The sequence below is a fragment of the Candidatus Curtissbacteria bacterium genome, from assembly GCA_024654445.1.
GTDB lineage: Bacteria > Patescibacteriota > Microgenomatia > Curtissbacterales > GWA2-41-24 > JANLHP01.
In genome coordinates this window covers 11858-30070 of the sequence record JANLHP010000015.1, presented here as the reverse complement: position 1 = coordinate 30070, position 18213 = coordinate 11858, and the positions used below count along the sequence as shown (strand labels likewise).

The window sequence follows — 18213 nt, the reverse complement described above, 5'->3', positions numbered from 1 at the left end:
CACGAAAAGTATATCAAAGACTGGTCTCCTCCTGCTTTTTGGGAGAAATTAGTTTGTAGTAACTCGTTTTGGTCTTTCCAAACTTTTTAAGCAAACCCTTTTTGACCAAAGATGCCAGAAGCGCGTGAGCCTGCTGTCTTGTTACATCCAGCACCTCTTGAATGTCGGAAGTTCTAACTGCTTTCTTGTCGATAATAATTTGCAAAACGTCTTCTTCCCGCGCGCTAACCAAAACCCTCTTTTCTCCCGCAACTTCATCGACCGAATCTCGTCTAAAGCCTTCAATTCGCGCTAAAGCAGCCTGCAAAGAATAGCCAATTCCTTCCAGAAAATATTCCAGCCACTTTGTTTTGTCTCCACTGTCTGCCGTATGCAACGTGTCCGAATATTGCTGCCTGTCAATGTCGTAATAATCGTCCAGAATAAAAAACCGTACGACCTCATATTGCTTCAAAAGCAGAAAGTAAGCAGTCAAAATCCTCGCCAGCCTCCCGTTACCGTCAAAAAACGGGTGGATATAGGCAAATTCATGATGCATAACGCCGGCCTTGATAAGAGGATGTAAATCGTCTTCTTCATTTGTCCAGTCGTAAACTTCGTCTAATGCGCCTTTAATCTCCGCGGCCGAGTGAAAAGGCGGATTGTGTTTAACAACAATTTCAACTTTGGTTTTATGACCGACAAAAACAGGGCCGTCTCGAAACTTTCCCGCTCCGTCTCTTATTAAGCCCCGCATTAGTTCCGCGTGCAGATCTTCTGTTAAATCAATTGTTATGGGAACCCGCTTCTTGGCAAGCACGAACGATTTATTTAAAGTCGCAAAGTAATTTTTAACTTCCGTTTCCGATTTTGTAGTCGGAATCTGATCACCAAGGATGATGTTCGTCACATCACGAGGCGTTAGGGGATTACCCTCAATACTCGTTGAATGGTGAGTCGCAAGAATCTGATTTTCCTGAGAAAGCTTCAACGCCAAAGAGGGCACGAGCTTTTCTCCAAGAAGCCGACCGTAAAGCCTCTCGATAGAAGCGAGAGTATTTATCATTTTTGGAGTGTAGCTAAATTTAGGTTGAAACATAACTAATATTATACTAACATAGAGGCCAATTGTCAATATAATTGTAAAGTTAATTGTAAACCTCAAATACCTTGCGGACTACGGAATCAAGGTGGCACCTTGCCGCAACGACAAAGTTAATTTGTATAGGTAAAGTTCAAGGTGAGATCCTTCTTTAAGGTCCCAATCCTTGAACATCCTAGAATTTAAGGTAGGGCACCTTTCGGGGACTCAAGGATGCCACCTTAAATCACAAGATCTCACGCGCCTACGAGACCTTTGTCAACTTAATTGTAAAGTTATTTGTAAACTAGAAGAATCTCCTCAAGAACTCCACATAAAAGTGGTAGTGGTGCGAAAACCAGTAGCCATTAAATATTAGAAGCCCCGGAAACACGACGTATTTTTCCAAATAGCCACCCGTCTTCATTCGAAGCGCGCTAATCGGCGGGAATCCTAGTCTTACAGGAATGGGAAAGAACCAAGGCACACCATCCCTCGTCAGCGTGTCCATAATTAAATGCGACACAAAACCTATCATAAAAGCGCTCCAAACTAGCCCCATATCAACGAGCACAAAAGTTCCCATCCATTTCAGAAGAGCATTCAAGACAAATCCAAACAGGACAACTCCTAATATTGAATGTGAAATAAATCTGTGGCTTCCCATAATTGGCGAAACTAATCTGCCAATAACAGACCCGGCTGGCAGTCTTCTCCATAAATCAGCGGTCGGCTGATCCAGGTCCGGCGCAAGCCCACCTATAAAATTAGCCCCTAGCGCACATAATCCGGTTGCCAGAGAAATTGGAGGTAGGGGAGTATTTAAAATGACGAGAGACAAAGCGGTAAACGCCGCTAAATCATGCGTTCTTCCAGTCATAAACTTAGTTTAGCACGACAGTAAAAACGTACTTGTTCGTTGACAAACAATAAAAGTAATCTATAATCCGCTATAGTATATCTAACTTCATCTTTTGGAGTCAGTTTTTAAATAGGTGGCAAAACTCAAATTCATTTTACCAATCCTCCTCCTGATCCTTTTTACTTTCATCTTTTATAAGCAGTCTGACAAAAACGTCCAAGCAGCAACACAGGTAAACTTTGAAGATGAGGTAGTCTTTAGCGGTCTCACAAACCCTATGACACTCCGCTTTTCCCCGGACGGTCGAATATTTGTCGCGGAAAAAAGCGGCATAATTAAAGTCTTCGACAACTTAACCGACACAACCCCCGCAGTTTTCGCGGATCTCAGCGCTAATGTTCACAATTTTTGGGACAGAGGCCTAATGTCAATGGTGCTGGATCCAAATTTCCCCACCAAACCATATATTTACGTACTTTACGCATACGACGCCCCTATTGGCGGAACCCCACCCACATGGGGCGATGCCTGTCCCACACCTCCGGGCGCCACCACAGATGGCTGTGTCGTCAGCGGCCGTCTTTCGAGACTCCAAGCAAACGGCAACACTATGACAGGCACAGAGCAAGTTCTCGTTGAAGACTGGTGCCAGCAGTATCCAAGTCATTCCCTTGGTTCCTTAGCATTCGGAGCCGACGGCGCGCTTTACGCAAGTGGAGGCGATGGCGCGAGTTTTACTTTTGCTGATTATGGTCAGGACGGAAACCCTGTTAATCCTTGTGGTGACCCACCAGGCGTAGCAGGTACAGCACTCACACCGCCTACCGCAGAAGGTGGAGCTCTAAGAAGTCAAGACTTAAGGACCAACGGCGATCCTACAAGTCTCGATGGATCAATCATCCGTATTAATCCGGACACAGGCGAAGCATTACCCGATAATCCTCTCTTCAATAACCCTGATCCAAAAGCCAAAAGAATAATCTCTTATGGTTTAAGGAACCCTTTTAGAATAGTCATGCGTCCCGGTACGAACGAAATATGGTTGGGAGATGTAGGTTGGGAAACATGGGAGGAGATAAACAGGGTAGCAAATCCGACAGACGCAACCGTCGAAAACTTCGGTTGGCCATGTTATGAAGGCAACGGTCGTCAGCCCGGTTACGATGCATTGAATTTAAATATTTGTGAGAATTTATATTCAGCAAATGCTGTCACACCACCTGTATTCACTTACAACCACAACAACAAAGTCGTACCCACAGAAACATGTACCATAGGAAGCTCCTCTTTAGCGGGAGTCGCCTTCGAATTTTACGAAGGTAGCGCGTACCCCGACAAATATGACGGCTCGCTGTTTTTTGCCGACTTTTCCCGAAACTGCATTTGGGCTATGTTGAAAGGAACAAACGGTTTACCAAGCCCTCAAAACATTGAACCCTTTGTCGAACAAGCAGCCAGGCCGGTTGATCTGCAAATATCTCCCCAAGGGGAGCTTTTCTATGTTAATTTTGACGGGCAGATTAGAAGAGTAAAATATGTTGGCAATACTCCTCCGCCTCCACCACCACCCTCAGGCGGTACTGCACCAACCGATGGTCTTGTTGCTTACTGGCCGTTTTCTGAAGGTTCGGGCACCACAACCGTAAACACAGCCGGCAGCGGTAACCTCGGCACTGTAAACGGCGCGACCTGGACTACGGGAAAAGTAGGAGGAGGACTTAGCTTTAATGGAACCAGCAATAACGTCACCGTTTCCAGCGCGGCAAACATACCAACAGGCAACTCCAATTACACTATTAGTGCCTGGGTAAACCCAAACGCCATTGGAGTCAACGGCATTATCGGCTGGGGTAATTACACAACCAATCAGGTAACCGCGCTTAAAATTGGAAATGATTCCACATGTCCAAGTACGGTCCACATAATTTCTAATTACTGGTGGACATGGTCCAACGAAGCAAAATTGTGCGCCCCAAGCCTCACAAACGGCTCTTGGCATCACGTTGCAGCATCTTACGATGGAACAAACAGGTATATCTATCTCGACGGTAATCTTGTTAAAACCCAGCCATCCACAAATCACGCAGTTCCAAATCCTTTTCCAAGATTCACAATCGGAGATACATGTCCTGACACCTGGTGCGGCCATCAATATTTCAATGGTCTAATCGACGAGGTTAGAATCTACAACAGAAAATTGACCGACGCGGAAATAGTAAACACGATGAATGATGGAACCGCCGCGCCAACTCCTACACCCACACCTACACCTCCTCCTCCGCCCAACGAACAACCAACTGCAACAATCGACAATCCGACATCCTTAAATACCTGGAAAGTGGGAGACGTCATTAGCTTTTCAGGATCGGCAACAGATCCCGAGGACGGAGATCTACCGGCATCGGCCTTAACCTGGACCCTCCTTATGCAGCACTGTCCTTCTAACTGTCACACCCATACAATTCAAACTTTTAGCGGCGCAAGCAGTGGTTCATTCAGCGCCCCGGACCACGAATACCCATCACACCTTGAACTACAACTGACTGCAAAAGATTCCCAAGGACTTGAAAGTTCGGCATCCGTTGCTCTCCAACCAAAAACAGTAGCGCTTACTCTGCAGACTGCTCTTACTGGTTTGACTCTTGGGTTCAACAGCGGCACGACCGCAGCACCATTTACTCGTACAGTAATAGAAGGATCGAATAACTCCATTAGCGCCCCTTCTCCTCAAACAATGGGTGGCAGAACTTATACCTTTGCTTCCTGGTCAGACAGCGGCGCCGCGAGTCACAATATAACTGCATCCACAAACGCGGCTTATACCGCTACTTTTAACGACACGACACCCCCACCACCAACCACCGGCAACGGACTTTCCGCTATTTATTACAACAACATGGATTTTACGGGAACCACTTTTTCAAGAATTGATCCGACTATTAACTTTACTTGGGGAAGCGGTTCTCCTCATTCATCAATAGCCAACCAGACCTTCTCAACCAGATGGACCGGTTTTATAGTCCCTCAATTCACGCAAACTTACAGGTTCTATACAAGAACCGATGACGGAACAAGACTCTGGGTCAATAATCAACAAATAATCAACAGGTGGGTCGATCAAGCGGCAACAGAAGTTTCAGGGACAATTACCCTAACTGCTGGTCAAAGATATTCTATCAGAATGGATTTCTACGAAAATGGTGGTGCGGCAACTGCTCAACTACGTTGGAGTTCGCCATCTCAAGCAAAACAAATAATTCCCCAATCTCGACTCTTTAGCCAGTAAGCTTTACCTTCCTCGTCAAATACAAAGCAGTAAAAATCGCAATTTGCGCCAAAAAGTTAGAAACGACAATTGTAAAAGTCGCAACTGCCAGTACTTTCAAGTTTCCGGAAAAGGGAATATGTTCAAAGGCCAACCGGATAACAAAAGTATGTAGAAGGTAAATTACGTAAGACCTTTTACCCGCAACGACAAGCATATCTACAATTTTTTGAGGCAAGCGCAGCAAGTATTGAGAAAAAAATAAGCAGAAGGCAATAAACGAACTGGCGTAAAAAAGAACCGGAATTCTTGTAAACCTTGTCGCGGCCAGCAAATTGCCCGATTCACTCACAATTTTAAAACTGTCAAAAAGCACCCAAGAAAATGAAGCGACCAAAAAAACTGCAGATATATATTTTAAAGCTCTAAGCGTATTGCCCTTAATTCGCAGATAAATCCCCAAAAGAAAATAAAAAACCCACGTTCCGAAAAATACATATTGCTTTTGGTCCGTCTTAAACAGATCAGAAGTAACGCTGCCCTCGGTAACCTGTGTCAAAAAATAATAAAACCCCAGCTCAAACAGAAACATGCCAACAAGCAACCCCAGTTTCGCCCTGCGCAACAAAAACAATAGAAGCGGAAAAAGCAAATAAAGTTGAAAAATCATTGGCACAAAGTACAAATGGTAATCCGCGCGTCCCAAAAAATACTTTTCAAAAAGCGTGTACTGTGAAGAATAAGCAGGTTCGGTTAATTTTACGTAAAGCAGAAAAAAGGTCGCCCAAAATAAATACCAAGGCAGAATCCTGATAACCCGCCTCGTAAAAAATTCCCTCAAGTTTACCTTAAAATCTTCGTACTTTAAGGCGAGCGTGTAACCCGAAAGCGCGACAAAAAGAGGAACAGAAAACCTAAAGATTTGATCTAAAACCAGGTAAAATTTAAAACTTATCGATTTTGGGTCAATGAAATTAAAAGCACCGCTAATTACGTGGATCCAAATAACGCCGATTATCGCGATCGCCTTAAGAATGTCAAGGTAAATTAGTCGCTCTTGAGACATCTTAATGATTTATCATTTTTATAGATATTGAATTGAAAAATCAATGGTAAATGGCAAATTTTTAAATGGAAAATAGTTTTACTAGCTCTTCACCTTTTTAATGTCCTCTTTAAGCTCACCTTTTATCTGTTCACTTGCGCTAATTATTTTTTCTTCAATTTTCTCAACCTTTTCGTTTAAGTGTCCCCAAACCTTTTCGTCTTCTCCGTGAAGAACGAGCTCCAAGAATCTTTTCTTGTCGACATCGGTAAGCTCCGAAAGAATACTATCCATGATCGTCTGGTGAACATGCATATGGGCAATATCCAGCAGCTCCTTTTTCTCCTCGCTTTTTAAATCAAGAGAATCAAGGTCCGAAATTAACGTATCGAGATTAATAAGATGGCTGTAAAAATATTTTTTTCTCATACCTTTTAATTCTTAATTTAAAATTCAGTAATTAATAAATTGATTAGAAATTTGAAATTTTCATATCTTCTGTGACTCCTCCACAGGCCCAAGCGGAATCCGGTCTTCCGGATCGTCAATGAAAAAGTACAGGACAGACCCCTTCCTTGAACCACCGCCATAACCTAAATGATACATCACTTCAGGCGACCCACCCAAGTGCTTTCCCGTCCACTCGGCAGGACCCGCGTCGCCAATATCACAAACGACCGTTTGACCCGTTTTTGTGTTCACAAGAAGCATTTTCCTGTATTTGAAAAAGTCGCGATACTCCGAAAGCCTCCCTTTATAATTCGGCGCCAGAAAAGTTTGTGTCGCGATATACCACCGTTCACGCTCAACTACTGTCTGATTCATTTCCGCTTTAGACTTTGCGAAATACCCCCACGCCCCTCGACCCGGAGCCATCCCGGAAGAATAAATCATATGATTGCTAGCTTCCGATGGAGTCAGGTGGGTAGCCATTGTGTCGCCAGGGTACCTCATTAAATGCTGCTCCGCGCCAATATATCCATAGGATCTGTTCAACCTTAAGCCATTTATATCAGCGCTAACTTTTGCGTTAAAGTTACGTGAGAGCACCTCACCAATTTTTGCCTCTTCTTCTGGGGTAAGAGCCCGCATCTCCTCTGGCACTGTCAGGGAAAGCTCACCTAAAAGCTTACTTTTGTTGTAGCCTTGAGCTGCAACCACGTGAGTATTTTCTGCATCCGTTACGGGCAATAACGCGGTCGATGCTGGAACAACCGAGGAAAGCATTAAGAGACCAACGGCAGAAGAGGCGAGCTTGTCCTTAGCTGGAAATTTATCGATAACATAGTCCAGCGCTTCTTTGTGTTTTTCGTGAAGATTCTTTCTGGCTTCGTCGTGGCGCTTTAGCCACTTCTTGCGCAGTTGTTCGTAATGAGATTTTTTGGCCGGCACAGAATAATTAAAGCAGATCTGGATATAATAATCACATGAAGCGACAACGCTACCCAATGCCCGAATTTATGAGAAAAGCATTGGTCAGTGGGGGAATGATGGAAAAATACAAAGAACGTCTGCCTTATCAACAAAACGACTACATCGGCTGCATTACACGCGCCAAACAAAAACAAACCCAAGAAAAAAGACTTAATCAAGTGCTAGACGAACTAGAAAAGGGTGGAGTGTACATGAACATGGCCTGGAAACCAAAAAGAATAAAAAGTTAAAACTAACCTTGACCGCTCACGCCTCCACTTAACACAAAAATATCTTTTGCAATTTCTGCTCTTTTTGTCAAATTCCACCAAGTAATCGGCAGCATCACCAAAACACCCCCATTGTCTACAAACTTATCCACGTGTGGGTTACTTGCGCGAATTATCTCTGGCGTTGTGACCATAATGTAGGCAAAACCCCCGATATTCATATCCGGATTTTCAGCAACCATTTCCGCCAGCGGGGCAAAAACCTTGTCCATCTTAATTTTCTGAAAACGTGAATTAAAATCATTTCCGCCCATACTGCTTAGGGCAAAATAGCAAAAAGCTGGCAAAAGACCAAATATTGCCGCAGAATAGTAATTGCCAGTTATGCCAACAGACGATTTATTAGCAGAAGCTCACCTAAGATATGTTTCGGACAAACAACCTGGGATAAAAAGGGTAAGAACTGGCCCTAAATCATTTACATATCTTGGCCCTGACAAAAAACCGATCGAGGATAAGGATACACTTGATCGTATCAAAAAACTCGTCCTTCCTCCTGCTTGGGAAAAAGTCTGGATTTCCCCCCACATCAACGGCCATCTCCAAGCGACTGGTTACGACAGCAAAGGCAGAAAACAATACAGGTATCATGACCTTTGGACCGAACTTAGCCAGGAACACAAATTTCTTCATCTTTTAGATTTTGCAAGAAGCCTTCCAAGGATAAGAAGGCGAATAAGAAAAGACTTGAATCTTCCAGGGCTGCCGAGAGAAAAAGTAATAGCAACAGCCGTTTGGCTACTCCAAAACACTCTGATCCGCGTCGGCAACGAAGCTTACGTTCTTCAAAATAAATCCTATGGCCTAACAACACTCACAAGGCAGCAAGTCGACGTCGAGGGCGACATGGTTAAATTCGAATTCAAAGGCAAATCGGGCGTCTATCACAAACTACGAATTCACAGCAAAAAGGTAGCAGACATCATAAGACGCTGCAAGGAAATTCCTGGTCAAGAGCTATTTGAATATTTGGACGAAAACGGAAACTACCAGATGATCCACTCGCACGACGTCAATAATTACTTAAAAGAGGTGACAGGCAGGGACATCACAGCCAAAGATTTCCGAACTTGGGGAGGAACGTTGCTTGCAGCAGAACTACTTGACCAAATTGGTATTGTTCGCAAACGAACGGAATCAAACAAAAATGTCATCGATGCTGTAAAAAAAGTGGCTGCCCACCTTCGCAATAAGCCGGACACGTGCAAGAAATACTACATCAGTCCGATTATCACCAACGCCTACGAAAAAGGTTACACGCTTTCAAATCTCCAAAAGAGCGCCAAATTCAAAAAGATAAAATCGATTCGCGAACTCGATGATTTTGAAAACCAGCTAGTCTGCATGCTAAGCATGTTTACAGAAGAAGCCTAACTTTTTCTTTTCCTTTTACTCTTTGTTTTGGCTAAAATTTTGGAGACACCCTCAAGCGCAGCACCGGCAACGGTATTTCCCATACCCGAAGCAATACTACTGCCAGCCCGGGCAATTGTTGTCACTGCCCCAATCTTTCTGTCGATCTGTCTTTGGATATTGTTTATCTTGTTTTTAACGTAGAAAAGGAAAATAACAACCGCCAGCATAAAGGCGAGCAAGATGCTAAAAAAGATAATTCCAAGTACGTAAAAAACTGTCTGCAAATCCATTGCCTAATTAAATCTTACCAGAAAAAGGTAAGAAGACGATAATAAATCAGGGTGCCACCTTGTCTCTACGACAAGGTGGCACCCTGATGGACTGATGGACAATAAGAGTCTATTTTCCTCGCTTCCGCTCGAAAAATAAGAGTTTTTGATAAGATTGAAAGGTGAATCCTGCCTTAACATTTATTCTGCTTTTAATATCACTCTTTCTTCTTTCAAGAGTGCTCACCAGCAGCCTTCTGATGCTTCTTTTCAGACTTACCAGAAGTAAACGGCTCGCGATTGGCATCTTTTCCTTTTTATTTTTGCCGGGAACGGTAATCCACGAATTTTCGCATGCAGCCACGGCCCAAATACTCGGCGTTTACGTTGGGGAAATGAACTTAACTCCGAAAATAGGCGAAAAAGATATTCAGTTGGGAAGTGTACAGATAGCAGAAAGCGACCCTTTTAGGCATTTTTTAATCGGCGTTGCGCCTCTTATTGTAGGTCTATTTTTAATTATTCTTAACATCACTATCTATTCAAGGCTCGGGCTGACGGGGTTTTTGCCCGCAGCGGTGCTTTTCTACATTTTGTTTCAAATTGGCAACACGATGTTCTCCAGTAGCCGCGATATGGAAGGCGCGATCGAACTTGGAATAGCGGTTGGCTTGATTCTTGGCGTAGTATATTTTGTTTGGGGAACACAACCCTTTATAAACGCTCTTTCCCAGCTAAAACACCTAGACCCATTTTTCAAAATGGCTACCAACTCGCTTGTAAAAATAATCACCGTTGATATTGGAATAATTATATTAGCCAGAATTCTAAACTCGCCACTAAAGATTTCGAAGTAGTTGTTCACGACGAGCTTCTTCAAGGTGTTTATCTACTCTTCTAAATATGTCGTCATTTTCCCTTTTTTCCGCAGCAGAAGCAAAAACCCAAGTAACAGCGAGCGAACCCCACGCTACAAGTACGGTCGGCAGAATATTCATACCTTCACCGTCGCTCATGCGCTCTACAATACCCGCAGTAACTACGGTCGCGCCTAAACCGCAAACAGATCCTACGGCAAGGACTTTATTGAAACTTAAATTTTCTTTCACCTGTTTATTATAACACTATAGGACGATAAAAATCACCTTGAGTTTACTCTAAGCCTCCACTCCTATATAATCTCCAACCATGGGAATTCAGGAAACGATACGAAACATTCCAGAAATGGTGAAACGCGAACTTCGCGCAGATTCATACGAAGAATTTCTCGACTTTCTTTCTTCCAACCCACCCAACAAAGTATCCGCAGTCACAAACTCCAAATACCTAAATCCAAGAACTCCAGAGGAGAGACGAGAATTGAAGGAGGAGAACATCGGAAGGTTTCAGTACGCCTTAAAACTAAGGGCAACAGGCATCAACGGAAGAAGAATTTCTTACTGGCATCTCTGCGACGTGATGCGAGCTTCTCACCCTGATAGTAGAACTGGACGCACAGCCGTACTGCCAGATATAGACATAAGAGGAGTGGTTAAGCAACGTTTTGTCGACGCCCAAGACAGAACTCTTGCAACAGCTTGTTACCTTCTCCACGATGTTGACCAAACCATGCCTGGCGCACAACTCGTCCTGACACATAACAACCAAACCCTTAGGGGCGATAAAATCCGCGGGCAACGAGAAATATTAGAGAGAAACCGTGTCCGACCCTGGCCAAATACCCCTGGTGTAGAAAATTAAACAGGAACAGCCGACAAAAGATACGCTCCTTCACCGTAATACACATCACGGTTATATCTGCGCATAAATTCCAAATCTTTTGGGTTTCTCGCACTATATTGTTGTTCTATTCTAAAACCATTTTCGTCCAATAACTGCTTAACCTGTTTCTCGTACAATGGATCATAAGAGGTAAATACGGTCAGACGACCCTCAACTTTTAGAACTCTTCGTATTTCGCAAAACAAGGTCACAAAATTTGCCGAGCTGTTATCGTCGTAAAATATGCGTGGATCCGAAAGAACATTCGAGAGGTATACCTCATCGACAGCGTGGTCACCAATTGGAAGTCCGAGGAACATATCGGCCTCCAGAAGACCGATTCGTTTTTGCTCTTCGGGATCTAAACTCTCTATTCGCTCCACGCACTTTTTTAAACCGTCGTTTGGAAGTCCCCACTTACTCTGTGAATAAACTTCTTCTTGCAGATGGCGTGGTAAATCAACGCCGATGTAGTAATTGTCTCCTCGAAAATTTCCGCTTGCCCGGAAGGGAAGAGGCCTGCTTCCGCATCCCAGTTCCAGCAACACGTATCCATTTTCGGATTCAACACTGCCTCCTTCGACCAAAGATTCGACCATAAATTTGTATTATACACGCAAACTCGTACCAAACCAGCCTGAAAATTGTCTGAACATCAAAGAATATAGAGATAATACATTTTTTATCTCCTTTATGTTCCCAATTACCTATGAGTCTTTAATCACGGCCACCAGTAGATTCTTTCTCTAACTTTCGAATGTCCTTCACTCCGATCATGTGATTGTCGAAAGTAATTAAACCCTTTCTCCTTAACTTTTCAATTTGCCTGGTAACATTTTCTCTTGATGCGCCAACCCAGGAAGCTAAATCTTTGTGAGTCAATGGTATTTTTATCACGGTTACACCTTCTTCTCGCCGTCCAAATCTTTTCGCAAAATAGGTTAAAAGAGAAGCAATCCTTCCGTATGTGTCTTTAAACATTAAATTTTCTATCCTGGTCGAAAGGCCAACAAGTCCTGCTGCAAACCTTCTTGTTAAATCCAAAAGAACATCGGGTTCACTTTTCAAAAATTCTGTTACCTTCTCCGGAGGCATTCGCCAAACCTCTATGTCATCCATTGCTTCAAAGTAATAAGGATTGGCAACGCTATAAAAAACTAACATGACTGGGAAAAAACAAACCGGTTTATATATATGGATTGTCAACTCATCGCCCTTTTCGGAAACAACATACTGCCTGACGAGACCTTTTTTTAACAAAAAAACTCCAAATATTGGGTCATCCGCACGGACTAAAATATCACCTTTTTTATAGTAGAAAGGTTTTGATTGAGAGAAAAACCGGTCTAATTTTTGAGAAACAGTATCAATTACCACAATAAAATCGGCGGCCCGCGAATTCTAGCAGGTTTTTGTGACAAACGTCACAAATTAAAGGTACTACATATCATCCACAGCATGTAATGAACATCACTGCAGTCTCTTGAAGAATCGGTTATTCTACATTCAACATGATAGAAACACTTACGGTCACTAAAAATAATTTATTTCTCCCAAGTCGCGGTTTAGAGGGAGCACGCCTTCTACTTCCGTCAAAATTAAGCACATCCTTGAGGCCTCTGAAGAGCTTAGTTCAAGATTCATTACCCGGACAGATCTTCCAAGTTCTAGCATTCAACCCGGACACAATTATAACAAGTGAGACGAAAGGGGGTGAATGTAAATGAATGACTATTTAGTACCAAGATCTATGTGGGGATTCCCAACTCTGTTCGAAGAATTAGAAGACGATCTACTACCTGCAACTGCGACAATCAGCGGGCTTTCGATTTCCGAAGACAATAATAACGTATATGTAGAAGCGGCGGTGCCGGGGATCGACCCTAAAAATGTCGACGTCACTTTCGAAAAAGGAATATTAACAATTAGGGGCGAAAAAGAAGAGGAAGAAAAGAAGAAAAAATATTTTCGCAAAGCATCGAGTTCTTTTTCTTACCGCGTTTTGGTTCCGGGAGAAGTAGACACAAATAAAGAACCGAAGGCTGAAGCAAAAAATGGTGTTATGACGGTAACTTTTGCAAAAGCTCCAAAATCTCAACCTAAAAAAATTGTCGTAAAGACAGGTTGAAAGGACAGCACAGGGCACATGGTAGAAATAAGCAGAGCTTTTCAACAAATGGTAGAAACAAAGGAACAAAAACCTTTTATCTTAAGGGAGAATAAAATATGAATCTATGTATTACAGCAAGACAGTATCGGTTAAGCAGCCATCTTTGGGATTCAATTGATAGGCATGTACAAAAACTTGAACAATGGTTGCCGCATATCGATCGAGGTCTGGGTTTAATCAAAGTGGTCATTAAAAGAAACAGGAGAAGAAATTTTTTTGATGGTTCTATTTATCTCTCTCTTCCTAAAAAACATTTATACACTTACTTCCAAGGTGCTAACGCGGACGAAGCAATTAATCAGGCTTTTGAGCATTTGTTTAAAGAATTAAGCAGATATAAGGGGAAGCACTTTACGAATGACAGCCAGTACTATCGTCATGAATCGGTAAGGAGGAATTATGGATTTTAAACTTAGAGAGGTTCGAAAATCGCAAAAAGAACTTGTGGAAGGTTACATAAAACCGGCAGGGGTGACAGACCGGCGTGTCATAAGTGCTTTCCTGAAGGTCCCGAGACATAAGTTTGTCCCTGCAAAATATCGACAGGATGCTTATTTGGATATCCCGCTGCCGATTGGTGAAGGTCAAACGATCAGTCAACCGTCGCTGGTCGCCGTAATGACTCAGGCGCTGGAACTCGAGGGCCGCGAAAAGGTACTGGAAGTGGGTACAGGCTCCGGTTTCCAAGCGGCAATTCTTTCGCAGCTCGCCAAAAAGGTCTATACGATAGAAGTAATTGGGAAATTAGCAGACAGGGCGGCAAAAGTTCTCGAAGAATTACAACTTAATAATGTTCAAGTTGAAATAGGCGATGGTTCTGTCGGTCTTCCTAAATACGCTCCGTATGATGCTATTGTTGTGACAGCTGCCGGTAATCGAATTCCTCAACCATTGATTGACCAACTTAAAGCAGGCGGCAGAATCGTCATTCCGATCGGAGATAATCTTTATGGACAACAATTAAAAGTAGGTAAAAAAACGGGAAGTACGATCAAATTTATCGACATCGAACCCGTTGCTTTTGTCCCGCTTCGAGGAAAATTAGGCTTTGGCGATAACTTTGGCAATTTTTATCAGAAGCAAAAAAATAATCATAAAATATATGGACAACAAAGTTGAGAAAACCATAAAAAAACTTCGAGAATTTTCTAATTCTCCCTTTCCAATATTATCTGTCTACCTGGGCACGACGGGAACGAAAACACCTATTTCATCTAATATATCTTCTATATTTCACTCTCTAATTAATCAAACCCTGGGAGAAGAAGAATGGAAAAAGTTCAGAAAGGACATTAGACGTGTAGATGAATACCTTAAAACTGCATACGATTCTCGCGGCAACAGAAGCATCGCCTTCTTTACAGCAGACAAGAAATTATGGGAAATTTTAGAATTCGAGTTTTATCTTCCTCCACTTTGCACTATCTCATACTCACCTTACATTCAACCCATAATAGAAGCTTTGGACGAATATAAGCCGTATTTAGTCCTACTCGCCGACAGGGAAAAAGCACGACTGTTCACTGTTTATTTGGGGGAGATGCAGGAGCATAAGAATGTCCTCGATGGACAAGTGCCGCAAAGGGTAAAGCATGGAGACGACACGTGGGATCAACAGGGGAAAATTATGAGACATATAGAAGATCATTTGCACAGGCACCTTAAATTAATAGCTCGGGAAACACGTAAGTTTGCCAAAGATTACCCCGTCAGTTTTGTCATCATCGGTGGCCATAAAGACATTATCCCGAAAGTTAAAAAACATTTAACTTACCCGCTTAACAAACTTGTCCTTGGAGAATTTGTCACGGAACTTAATATTCCCCTGAACGAAGTTTTTTTACATAGCAAGGAAATCGCACAGGGGATAAACACCGGAAAAGGAGTAGAAAATGAATAAATTAAAGATTATCTCCATATTCGCAGTAGGCGCACTCGTACACGAATTATTAGTTCACGCCTGGTTTATTCTTGATGACATGATGCCATTTACAAGTAAAACTTTTTTTAACTTTACTCTTACCCGGGAAATCAACACTATAGCTATGATTGTAGACGCACTGCTTCTCGTCTTCTTCTTGTATCTAGTATGGAAAATAAAATGAAAAAGAGGTGATAGATGGAAAAACTTATTATCAAAACTAAAAAACAGAAGGGGATTGTTGATATAACAGATAAAATCGCTGCGCTTGTTAAAGCACAAAAGCAAAAAGAGGGTTTTTGCCAACTATTTGTAGCGCATACTACAGCCGCGCTTACAACCTCCTATTTAGACCCGAAGTTGGAACTGGAACTGGTAGACGCGTTTGAAGTTGAAATTCCAAGATTCACAACAATTAGAGACCAATACGCCCATAACCACCATGTTGCTCATCTACCTAGTCATGTCACTGCCGCTTATTTCGGTCCTTCACTTTCCGTTCCATATAAAAATGGAAAACTACTTTTGGGGGAGTATCAAAGAATCATTTTGATCGAGTTAAATGGGCCTAAAAAAAGACAAATAATTATTTCTTTATGAAAGACGATACAAAAATTGAGTTCACAAATTCACGTAATTTCTCCGAAATTATAAAAATTCCACGAAAGATAATTGACCTTTCGTGCAAACCATTATGGTCCTTAAATATTACACAGCTTGCCGGACACAACATAGAATCCGAAGGAAGAAAAATCGTAAATTCATTACTCCAAAATGGCTGGGTTCTTCTTTATATCTATACGCTTAAATACAAGGTAAACCGGATATGGCGGGAACGACCAATGGCAATTTTGGGAAAACCGGGTGGACAAGGAAAGGTCAGAGAATGAGGAAAGTAGTATACAGAAAAATCCTTGTAACGCACGATGGCTCGAAGCTCGCGTCCGCTGCCATACCACACGTTAACACCTTGGCAAACCTTTTGGGCGCTGAAGTTATATTACTTCAGGTGGTTCCAACCGTAGAGCAGGAAATAGCTGGTCTTGTTCCTGTTGGAATTCCTCCAACAGTATATTCTCCTATTCCCGCAGACGAAGCGTTAGCAAAAGAAATTATCAAAGACAAAGTTAAAAGAGCAAAAGCAGGACTGGAAGAAATAAAGGCACAACTGGAAGAAAATCATACCGGGAAAGTCTCCATAATTGTGCAGCAAGGCATTGATACTTCAAAAATTGTCTCAACTGCAAAAAAACAGCACTGCGACCTAATTGTAATATCGACACACGGTCGTTCAGGCCTTAGACGTGTACTTTTGGGTTCTGTTGCCGATTATGTGATTCGCCATGCTTCATGCCCGATATTGGTTGTTCGTCCGGAAGGGGAAAAGTATGATTCTTAGGTTTGTTTACACGATATTTATTGGAGTTTTATTTGCCGCGCTTGTAGGTTTCGGCATTGCTGCATTTTATGAAACTCCAAAGGAGCCCGAAATGCCATCGGCGCTTAAGGTTACACGGCCCGAAGAAAGGGTTAGCGAATCTGTTTTTGTAGAGTTGAAAAATAAACAAGAACAATACGACCTAGAGTTCAAAGATTTTCAGGAGAGGATGAAAGTTTATAACCGCAATGTCGCGCTTATCGCGATTGTCGCCTCAATAGTAACGCTCGTAATCAGCCTTACTTTTTTCAAGAAAATTTTACTTATCGCGGACGGATTGTTGCTTGGAGGTGTTCTTACGCTTTTTTACAGCATCATAAGAGGAATAGCCAGCGGAGACGATAAGTTTCGATTCATTATCGTTGCAATAGGGTTTGTAATCGCGCTCATTCTTGGCTACCTTAAGTTGGTAAAAACCACTAAAAGGAGCTAAATGAACAAGACATCGATAGGAATATTAGTAGGAATCGCGCTGACGTTAATTGTCGCGGGAGCAGTTTATTTGTTGCGCGCAAGATTTAATGTTCCTCAACCCTTGTCCTTGTCAAGTCCAAGTCCATCAGCTTTATCCTCGCCAATTGTCAGCGAACAGGGAAATATTAAGGTTACTTCACCGGCACCAAATCAAACAGTGTCCTTACCAATTGTCATAAGAGGAGAGGCGCGTGTTTTTGAAAACCAATTTAACTGGCGAGTTCGTGATGCAGATGGCACAATTCTCGCCGAAGGCAGCGCATACGCAAATAGTCCTGATATTGGTCAGTTTGGAGCTTTTACAATCTCTACAAACACACTGGCAGAACCCTCCGGAACAATGGGAACTATTGAAGTATTTGACTATTCAGCAAAAGATGCTTCCGAGATAGATAAGGTCACCATCCCTGTTCAGTTTGACAAGGAGAAGAATACGACGATACGAATCTATTTTGGAAGCAATCAGCAACCAGGAGGATTGCAATGCGCGAATGTTTTTCCGGTACTTCGAAGCACCGGAAAAACACAAACACCAGCAAGAATTGCCGTAGAAGAACTGCTTAAAGGTCCTACAGAATCGGAAAAATTGCACGGTTACTTTACTAGTATTAATACAGACGTGAAGATACAAAAATTAACTATTACGGATGGAGTAGCGCAAGTTGATTTTGACAAAAAGCTTGAAGAGCAAGTAGGAGGATCGTGTCGGGTAGCTGCAATTCGCGCGCAAATTACCGAGACGCTGAAACAATTTCCTACAGTTAAGAACGTAATAATTTCTATTGATGGAAAAACGGAGGACATCTTACAACCTTAAAGGGGTGGTTAACATGATGAGATGGAATTAATACAAGTCAATAAATTACTAGATTTAACCGGGAAAACTGCG

Annotated in this window: 25 protein-coding genes; 15 read left to right on the top strand and 10 right to left on the bottom strand. The window is 42.4% G+C overall.

The genetic code is table 11. The features are described 5' to 3' along the window. Window positions 1–13: 13 nt before the first annotated feature. Window positions 14–1078 carry a Fic family protein gene (locus NUV69_02100; protein ID MCR4324458.1) on the bottom strand — a complete coding sequence of 355 codons (1065 nt, stop codon included), beginning with the start codon at window positions 1076–1078 and terminating at the stop codon, window positions 14–16. A gap of 289 nt (window positions 1079–1367) precedes the next feature. Then, window positions 1368–1940 (bottom strand): metal-dependent hydrolase, encoded by a 573-nt coding sequence (locus NUV69_02095; GenBank protein MCR4324457.1) that lies wholly within the window; start codon window positions 1938–1940, stop codon window positions 1368–1370. A gap of 115 nt (window positions 1941–2055) precedes the next feature. On the opposite strand from NUV69_02095, the gene NUV69_02090 reads away from it, so the two are divergent. Beyond that, window positions 2056–5208 carry a PQQ-dependent sugar dehydrogenase gene (locus tag NUV69_02090; GenBank protein ID MCR4324456.1) on the top strand — a complete coding sequence of 1051 codons (3153 nt, stop codon included), beginning with the start codon at window positions 2056–2058 and terminating at the stop codon, window positions 5206–5208. Here the strand turns inward: NUV69_02090 and NUV69_02085 are convergent. The 3 genes from NUV69_02085 to NUV69_02075 form a co-directional block, all read right to left on the bottom strand. Next, window positions 5198–6253 carry an acyltransferase gene (locus tag NUV69_02085; GenBank protein ID MCR4324455.1) on the bottom strand — a complete coding sequence of 352 codons (1056 nt, stop codon included), beginning with the start codon at window positions 6251–6253 and terminating at the stop codon, window positions 5198–5200. The genes NUV69_02090 and NUV69_02085 overlap by 11 nt on opposite strands. Before the next feature lie 81 nt (window positions 6254–6334). Then, window positions 6335–6661 (bottom strand): hypothetical protein, encoded by a 327-nt coding sequence (locus tag NUV69_02080; GenBank protein ID MCR4324454.1) that lies wholly within the window; start codon window positions 6659–6661, stop codon window positions 6335–6337. Window positions 6662–6721: 60 nt separating this feature from the next. Continuing rightward, entirely contained in the window at window positions 6722–7624 is a 903-nt protein-coding gene (locus tag NUV69_02075; protein ID MCR4324453.1) for a hypothetical protein, read from the bottom strand. Between the two features lie 35 nt (window positions 7625–7659). Between NUV69_02075 and NUV69_02070 the strand changes: the two genes are divergently transcribed. After that, entirely contained in the window at window positions 7660–7896 is a 237-nt protein-coding gene (locus tag NUV69_02070; GenBank protein MCR4324452.1) for a YdeI/OmpD-associated family protein, read from the top strand. Window positions 7897–7898: 2 nt separating this feature from the next. Here the strand turns inward: NUV69_02070 and NUV69_02065 are convergent, their stop codons facing one another. Beyond that, window positions 7899–8147 (bottom strand): hypothetical protein, encoded by a 249-nt coding sequence (locus NUV69_02065; protein MCR4324451.1) that lies wholly within the window; start codon window positions 8145–8147, stop codon window positions 7899–7901. A gap of 112 nt (window positions 8148–8259) precedes the next feature. Here NUV69_02065 and NUV69_02060 point away from each other — a divergent pair, with 112 nt between their 5' ends. Continuing rightward, window positions 8260–9309, top strand: coding sequence for a DNA topoisomerase IB (locus tag NUV69_02060; GenBank protein ID MCR4324450.1), 1050 nt, complete (start codon window positions 8260–8262; stop codon window positions 9307–9309). Here NUV69_02060 and NUV69_02055 read toward each other — a convergent pair. Then, the gene (locus NUV69_02055) at window positions 9306–9581 is read right to left on the bottom strand and encodes a hypothetical protein (GenBank protein ID MCR4324449.1); all 276 of its coding nucleotides are present in this window, start codon (window positions 9579–9581) and stop codon (window positions 9306–9308) included. The genes NUV69_02060 and NUV69_02055 overlap by 4 nt on opposite strands. A 161-nt stretch (window positions 9582–9742) precedes the next feature. Between NUV69_02055 and NUV69_02050 the strand changes: the two genes are divergently transcribed. Continuing rightward, window positions 9743–10417 (top strand): hypothetical protein, encoded by a 675-nt coding sequence (locus NUV69_02050; protein ID MCR4324448.1) that lies wholly within the window; start codon window positions 9743–9745, stop codon window positions 10415–10417. On the opposite strand, the gene NUV69_02045 is transcribed toward NUV69_02050, so the two are convergent. Further along, complete coding sequence (locus NUV69_02045; protein MCR4324447.1) at window positions 10400–10669, bottom strand: hypothetical protein; 270 nt, start codon at window positions 10667–10669, stop codon at window positions 10400–10402. The two genes, NUV69_02050 and NUV69_02045, sit on opposite strands and share 18 nt — an antisense overlap. A 79-nt stretch (window positions 10670–10748) precedes the next feature. Between NUV69_02045 and NUV69_02040 the strand changes: the two genes are divergently transcribed. Next, window positions 10749–11300, top strand: coding sequence for a hypothetical protein (locus NUV69_02040; GenBank protein ID MCR4324446.1), 552 nt, complete (start codon window positions 10749–10751; stop codon window positions 11298–11300). On the opposite strand, the gene NUV69_02035 is transcribed toward NUV69_02040, so the two are convergent. Both NUV69_02035 and NUV69_02030 read right to left on the bottom strand, forming a co-directional pair. Further along, window positions 11297–11920: a class I SAM-dependent methyltransferase gene (locus NUV69_02035; GenBank protein ID MCR4324445.1), complete on the bottom strand. Its 624-nt coding sequence runs from the start codon at window positions 11918–11920 to the stop codon at window positions 11297–11299. The genes NUV69_02040 and NUV69_02035 overlap by 4 nt on opposite strands. Window positions 11921–12038: 118 nt before the next feature. Continuing rightward, window positions 12039–12698: a Crp/Fnr family transcriptional regulator gene (locus NUV69_02030; protein MCR4324444.1), complete on the bottom strand. Its 660-nt coding sequence runs from the start codon at window positions 12696–12698 to the stop codon at window positions 12039–12041. A gap of 346 nt (window positions 12699–13044) precedes the next feature. On the opposite strand from NUV69_02030, the gene NUV69_02025 reads away from it, so the two are divergent. The 10 genes from NUV69_02025 to NUV69_01980 all read left to right on the top strand — a co-directional run bounded on the left by NUV69_02025 (window position 13045) and on the right by NUV69_01980 (window position 18141). Then, window positions 13045–13449, top strand: a complete 405-nt coding sequence (locus tag NUV69_02025; protein MCR4324443.1) for an Hsp20/alpha crystallin family protein — start codon at window positions 13045–13047, stop codon at window positions 13447–13449. Window positions 13450–13547: 98 nt separating this feature from the next. Beyond that, a complete protein-coding gene (locus NUV69_02020) occupies window positions 13548–13901 on the top strand; it encodes an HPF/RaiA family ribosome-associated protein (GenBank protein MCR4324442.1) in 354 nt (117 codons plus the stop codon). Next, complete coding sequence (locus tag NUV69_02015; GenBank protein MCR4324441.1) at window positions 13891–14610, top strand: protein-L-isoaspartate(D-aspartate) O-methyltransferase; 720 nt, start codon at window positions 13891–13893, stop codon at window positions 14608–14610. Before NUV69_02020 ends, NUV69_02015 begins: the two co-directional genes overlap by 11 nt. Then, window positions 14594–15391, top strand: a complete 798-nt coding sequence (locus NUV69_02010; GenBank protein ID MCR4324440.1) for a hypothetical protein — start codon at window positions 14594–14596, stop codon at window positions 15389–15391. Before NUV69_02015 ends, NUV69_02010 begins: the two co-directional genes overlap by 17 nt. Next, window positions 15384–15596 (top strand): hypothetical protein, encoded by a 213-nt coding sequence (locus tag NUV69_02005; GenBank protein ID MCR4324439.1) that lies wholly within the window; start codon window positions 15384–15386, stop codon window positions 15594–15596. The genes NUV69_02010 and NUV69_02005 overlap by 8 nt, the downstream gene beginning before the upstream one ends. 14 nt (window positions 15597–15610) lie before the next feature. Next, window positions 15611–16012: a secondary thiamine-phosphate synthase enzyme YjbQ gene (locus tag NUV69_02000; protein MCR4324438.1), complete on the top strand. Its 402-nt coding sequence runs from the start codon at window positions 15611–15613 to the stop codon at window positions 16010–16012. After that, complete coding sequence (locus NUV69_01995; protein ID MCR4324437.1) at window positions 16009–16302, top strand: hypothetical protein; 294 nt, start codon at window positions 16009–16011, stop codon at window positions 16300–16302. The genes NUV69_02000 and NUV69_01995 overlap by 4 nt, the downstream gene beginning before the upstream one ends. Then, entirely contained in the window at window positions 16299–16811 is a 513-nt protein-coding gene (locus NUV69_01990) for a universal stress protein (protein ID MCR4324436.1), read from the top strand. Before NUV69_01995 ends, NUV69_01990 begins: the two co-directional genes overlap by 4 nt. After that, window positions 16801–17283, top strand: coding sequence for a hypothetical protein (locus tag NUV69_01985; protein ID MCR4324435.1), 483 nt, complete (start codon window positions 16801–16803; stop codon window positions 17281–17283). Before NUV69_01990 ends, NUV69_01985 begins: the two co-directional genes overlap by 11 nt. Further along, window positions 17284–18141, top strand: a complete 858-nt coding sequence (locus tag NUV69_01980; protein MCR4324434.1) for a GerMN domain-containing protein — start codon at window positions 17284–17286, stop codon at window positions 18139–18141. Window positions 18142–18213 lie beyond the last annotated feature (72 nt).

Coding starts and splice junctions, on each gene's coding strand:
- NUV69_02100 (MCR4324458.1), bottom strand. CDS start 1,078: ATGTTTCAACCTAAATTTAGCTACACTCCAAAAATGATAAATACTCTC.
- NUV69_02095 (MCR4324457.1), bottom strand. CDS start 1,940: ATGACTGGAAGAACGCATGATTTAGCGGCGTTTACCGCTTTGTCTCTC.
- NUV69_02085 (MCR4324455.1), bottom strand. CDS start 6,253: ATGTCTCAAGAGCGACTAATTTACCTTGACATTCTTAAGGCGATCGCG.
- NUV69_02080 (MCR4324454.1), bottom strand. CDS start 6,661: ATGAGAAAAAAATATTTTTACAGCCATCTTATTAATCTCGATACGTTA.
- NUV69_02070 (MCR4324452.1), top strand. CDS start 7,660: ATGAAGCGACAACGCTACCCAATGCCCGAATTTATGAGAAAAGCATTG.
- NUV69_02065 (MCR4324451.1), bottom strand. CDS start 8,147: ATGGACAAGGTTTTTGCCCCGCTGGCGGAAATGGTTGCTGAAAATCCG.
- NUV69_02060 (MCR4324450.1), top strand. CDS start 8,260: ATGCCAACAGACGATTTATTAGCAGAAGCTCACCTAAGATATGTTTCG.
- NUV69_02055 (MCR4324449.1), bottom strand. CDS start 9,581: ATGGATTTGCAGACAGTTTTTTACGTACTTGGAATTATCTTTTTTAGC.
- NUV69_02040 (MCR4324446.1), top strand. CDS start 10,749: ATGGGAATTCAGGAAACGATACGAAACATTCCAGAAATGGTGAAACGC.
- NUV69_02035 (MCR4324445.1), bottom strand. CDS start 11,920: ATGGTCGAATCTTTGGTCGAAGGAGGCAGTGTTGAATCCGAAAATGGA.
- NUV69_02025 (MCR4324443.1), top strand. CDS start 13,045: ATGAATGACTATTTAGTACCAAGATCTATGTGGGGATTCCCAACTCTG.
- NUV69_02020 (MCR4324442.1), top strand. CDS start 13,548: ATGAATCTATGTATTACAGCAAGACAGTATCGGTTAAGCAGCCATCTT.
- NUV69_02015 (MCR4324441.1), top strand. CDS start 13,891: ATGGATTTTAAACTTAGAGAGGTTCGAAAATCGCAAAAAGAACTTGTG.
- NUV69_02010 (MCR4324440.1), top strand. CDS start 14,594: ATGGACAACAAAGTTGAGAAAACCATAAAAAAACTTCGAGAATTTTCT.
- NUV69_02005 (MCR4324439.1), top strand. CDS start 15,384: ATGAATAAATTAAAGATTATCTCCATATTCGCAGTAGGCGCACTCGTA.
- NUV69_02000 (MCR4324438.1), top strand. CDS start 15,611: ATGGAAAAACTTATTATCAAAACTAAAAAACAGAAGGGGATTGTTGAT.
- NUV69_01995 (MCR4324437.1), top strand. CDS start 16,009: ATGAAAGACGATACAAAAATTGAGTTCACAAATTCACGTAATTTCTCC.
- NUV69_01990 (MCR4324436.1), top strand. CDS start 16,299: ATGAGGAAAGTAGTATACAGAAAAATCCTTGTAACGCACGATGGCTCG.
- NUV69_01985 (MCR4324435.1), top strand. CDS start 16,801: ATGATTCTTAGGTTTGTTTACACGATATTTATTGGAGTTTTATTTGCC.
- NUV69_01980 (MCR4324434.1), top strand. CDS start 17,284: ATGAACAAGACATCGATAGGAATATTAGTAGGAATCGCGCTGACGTTA.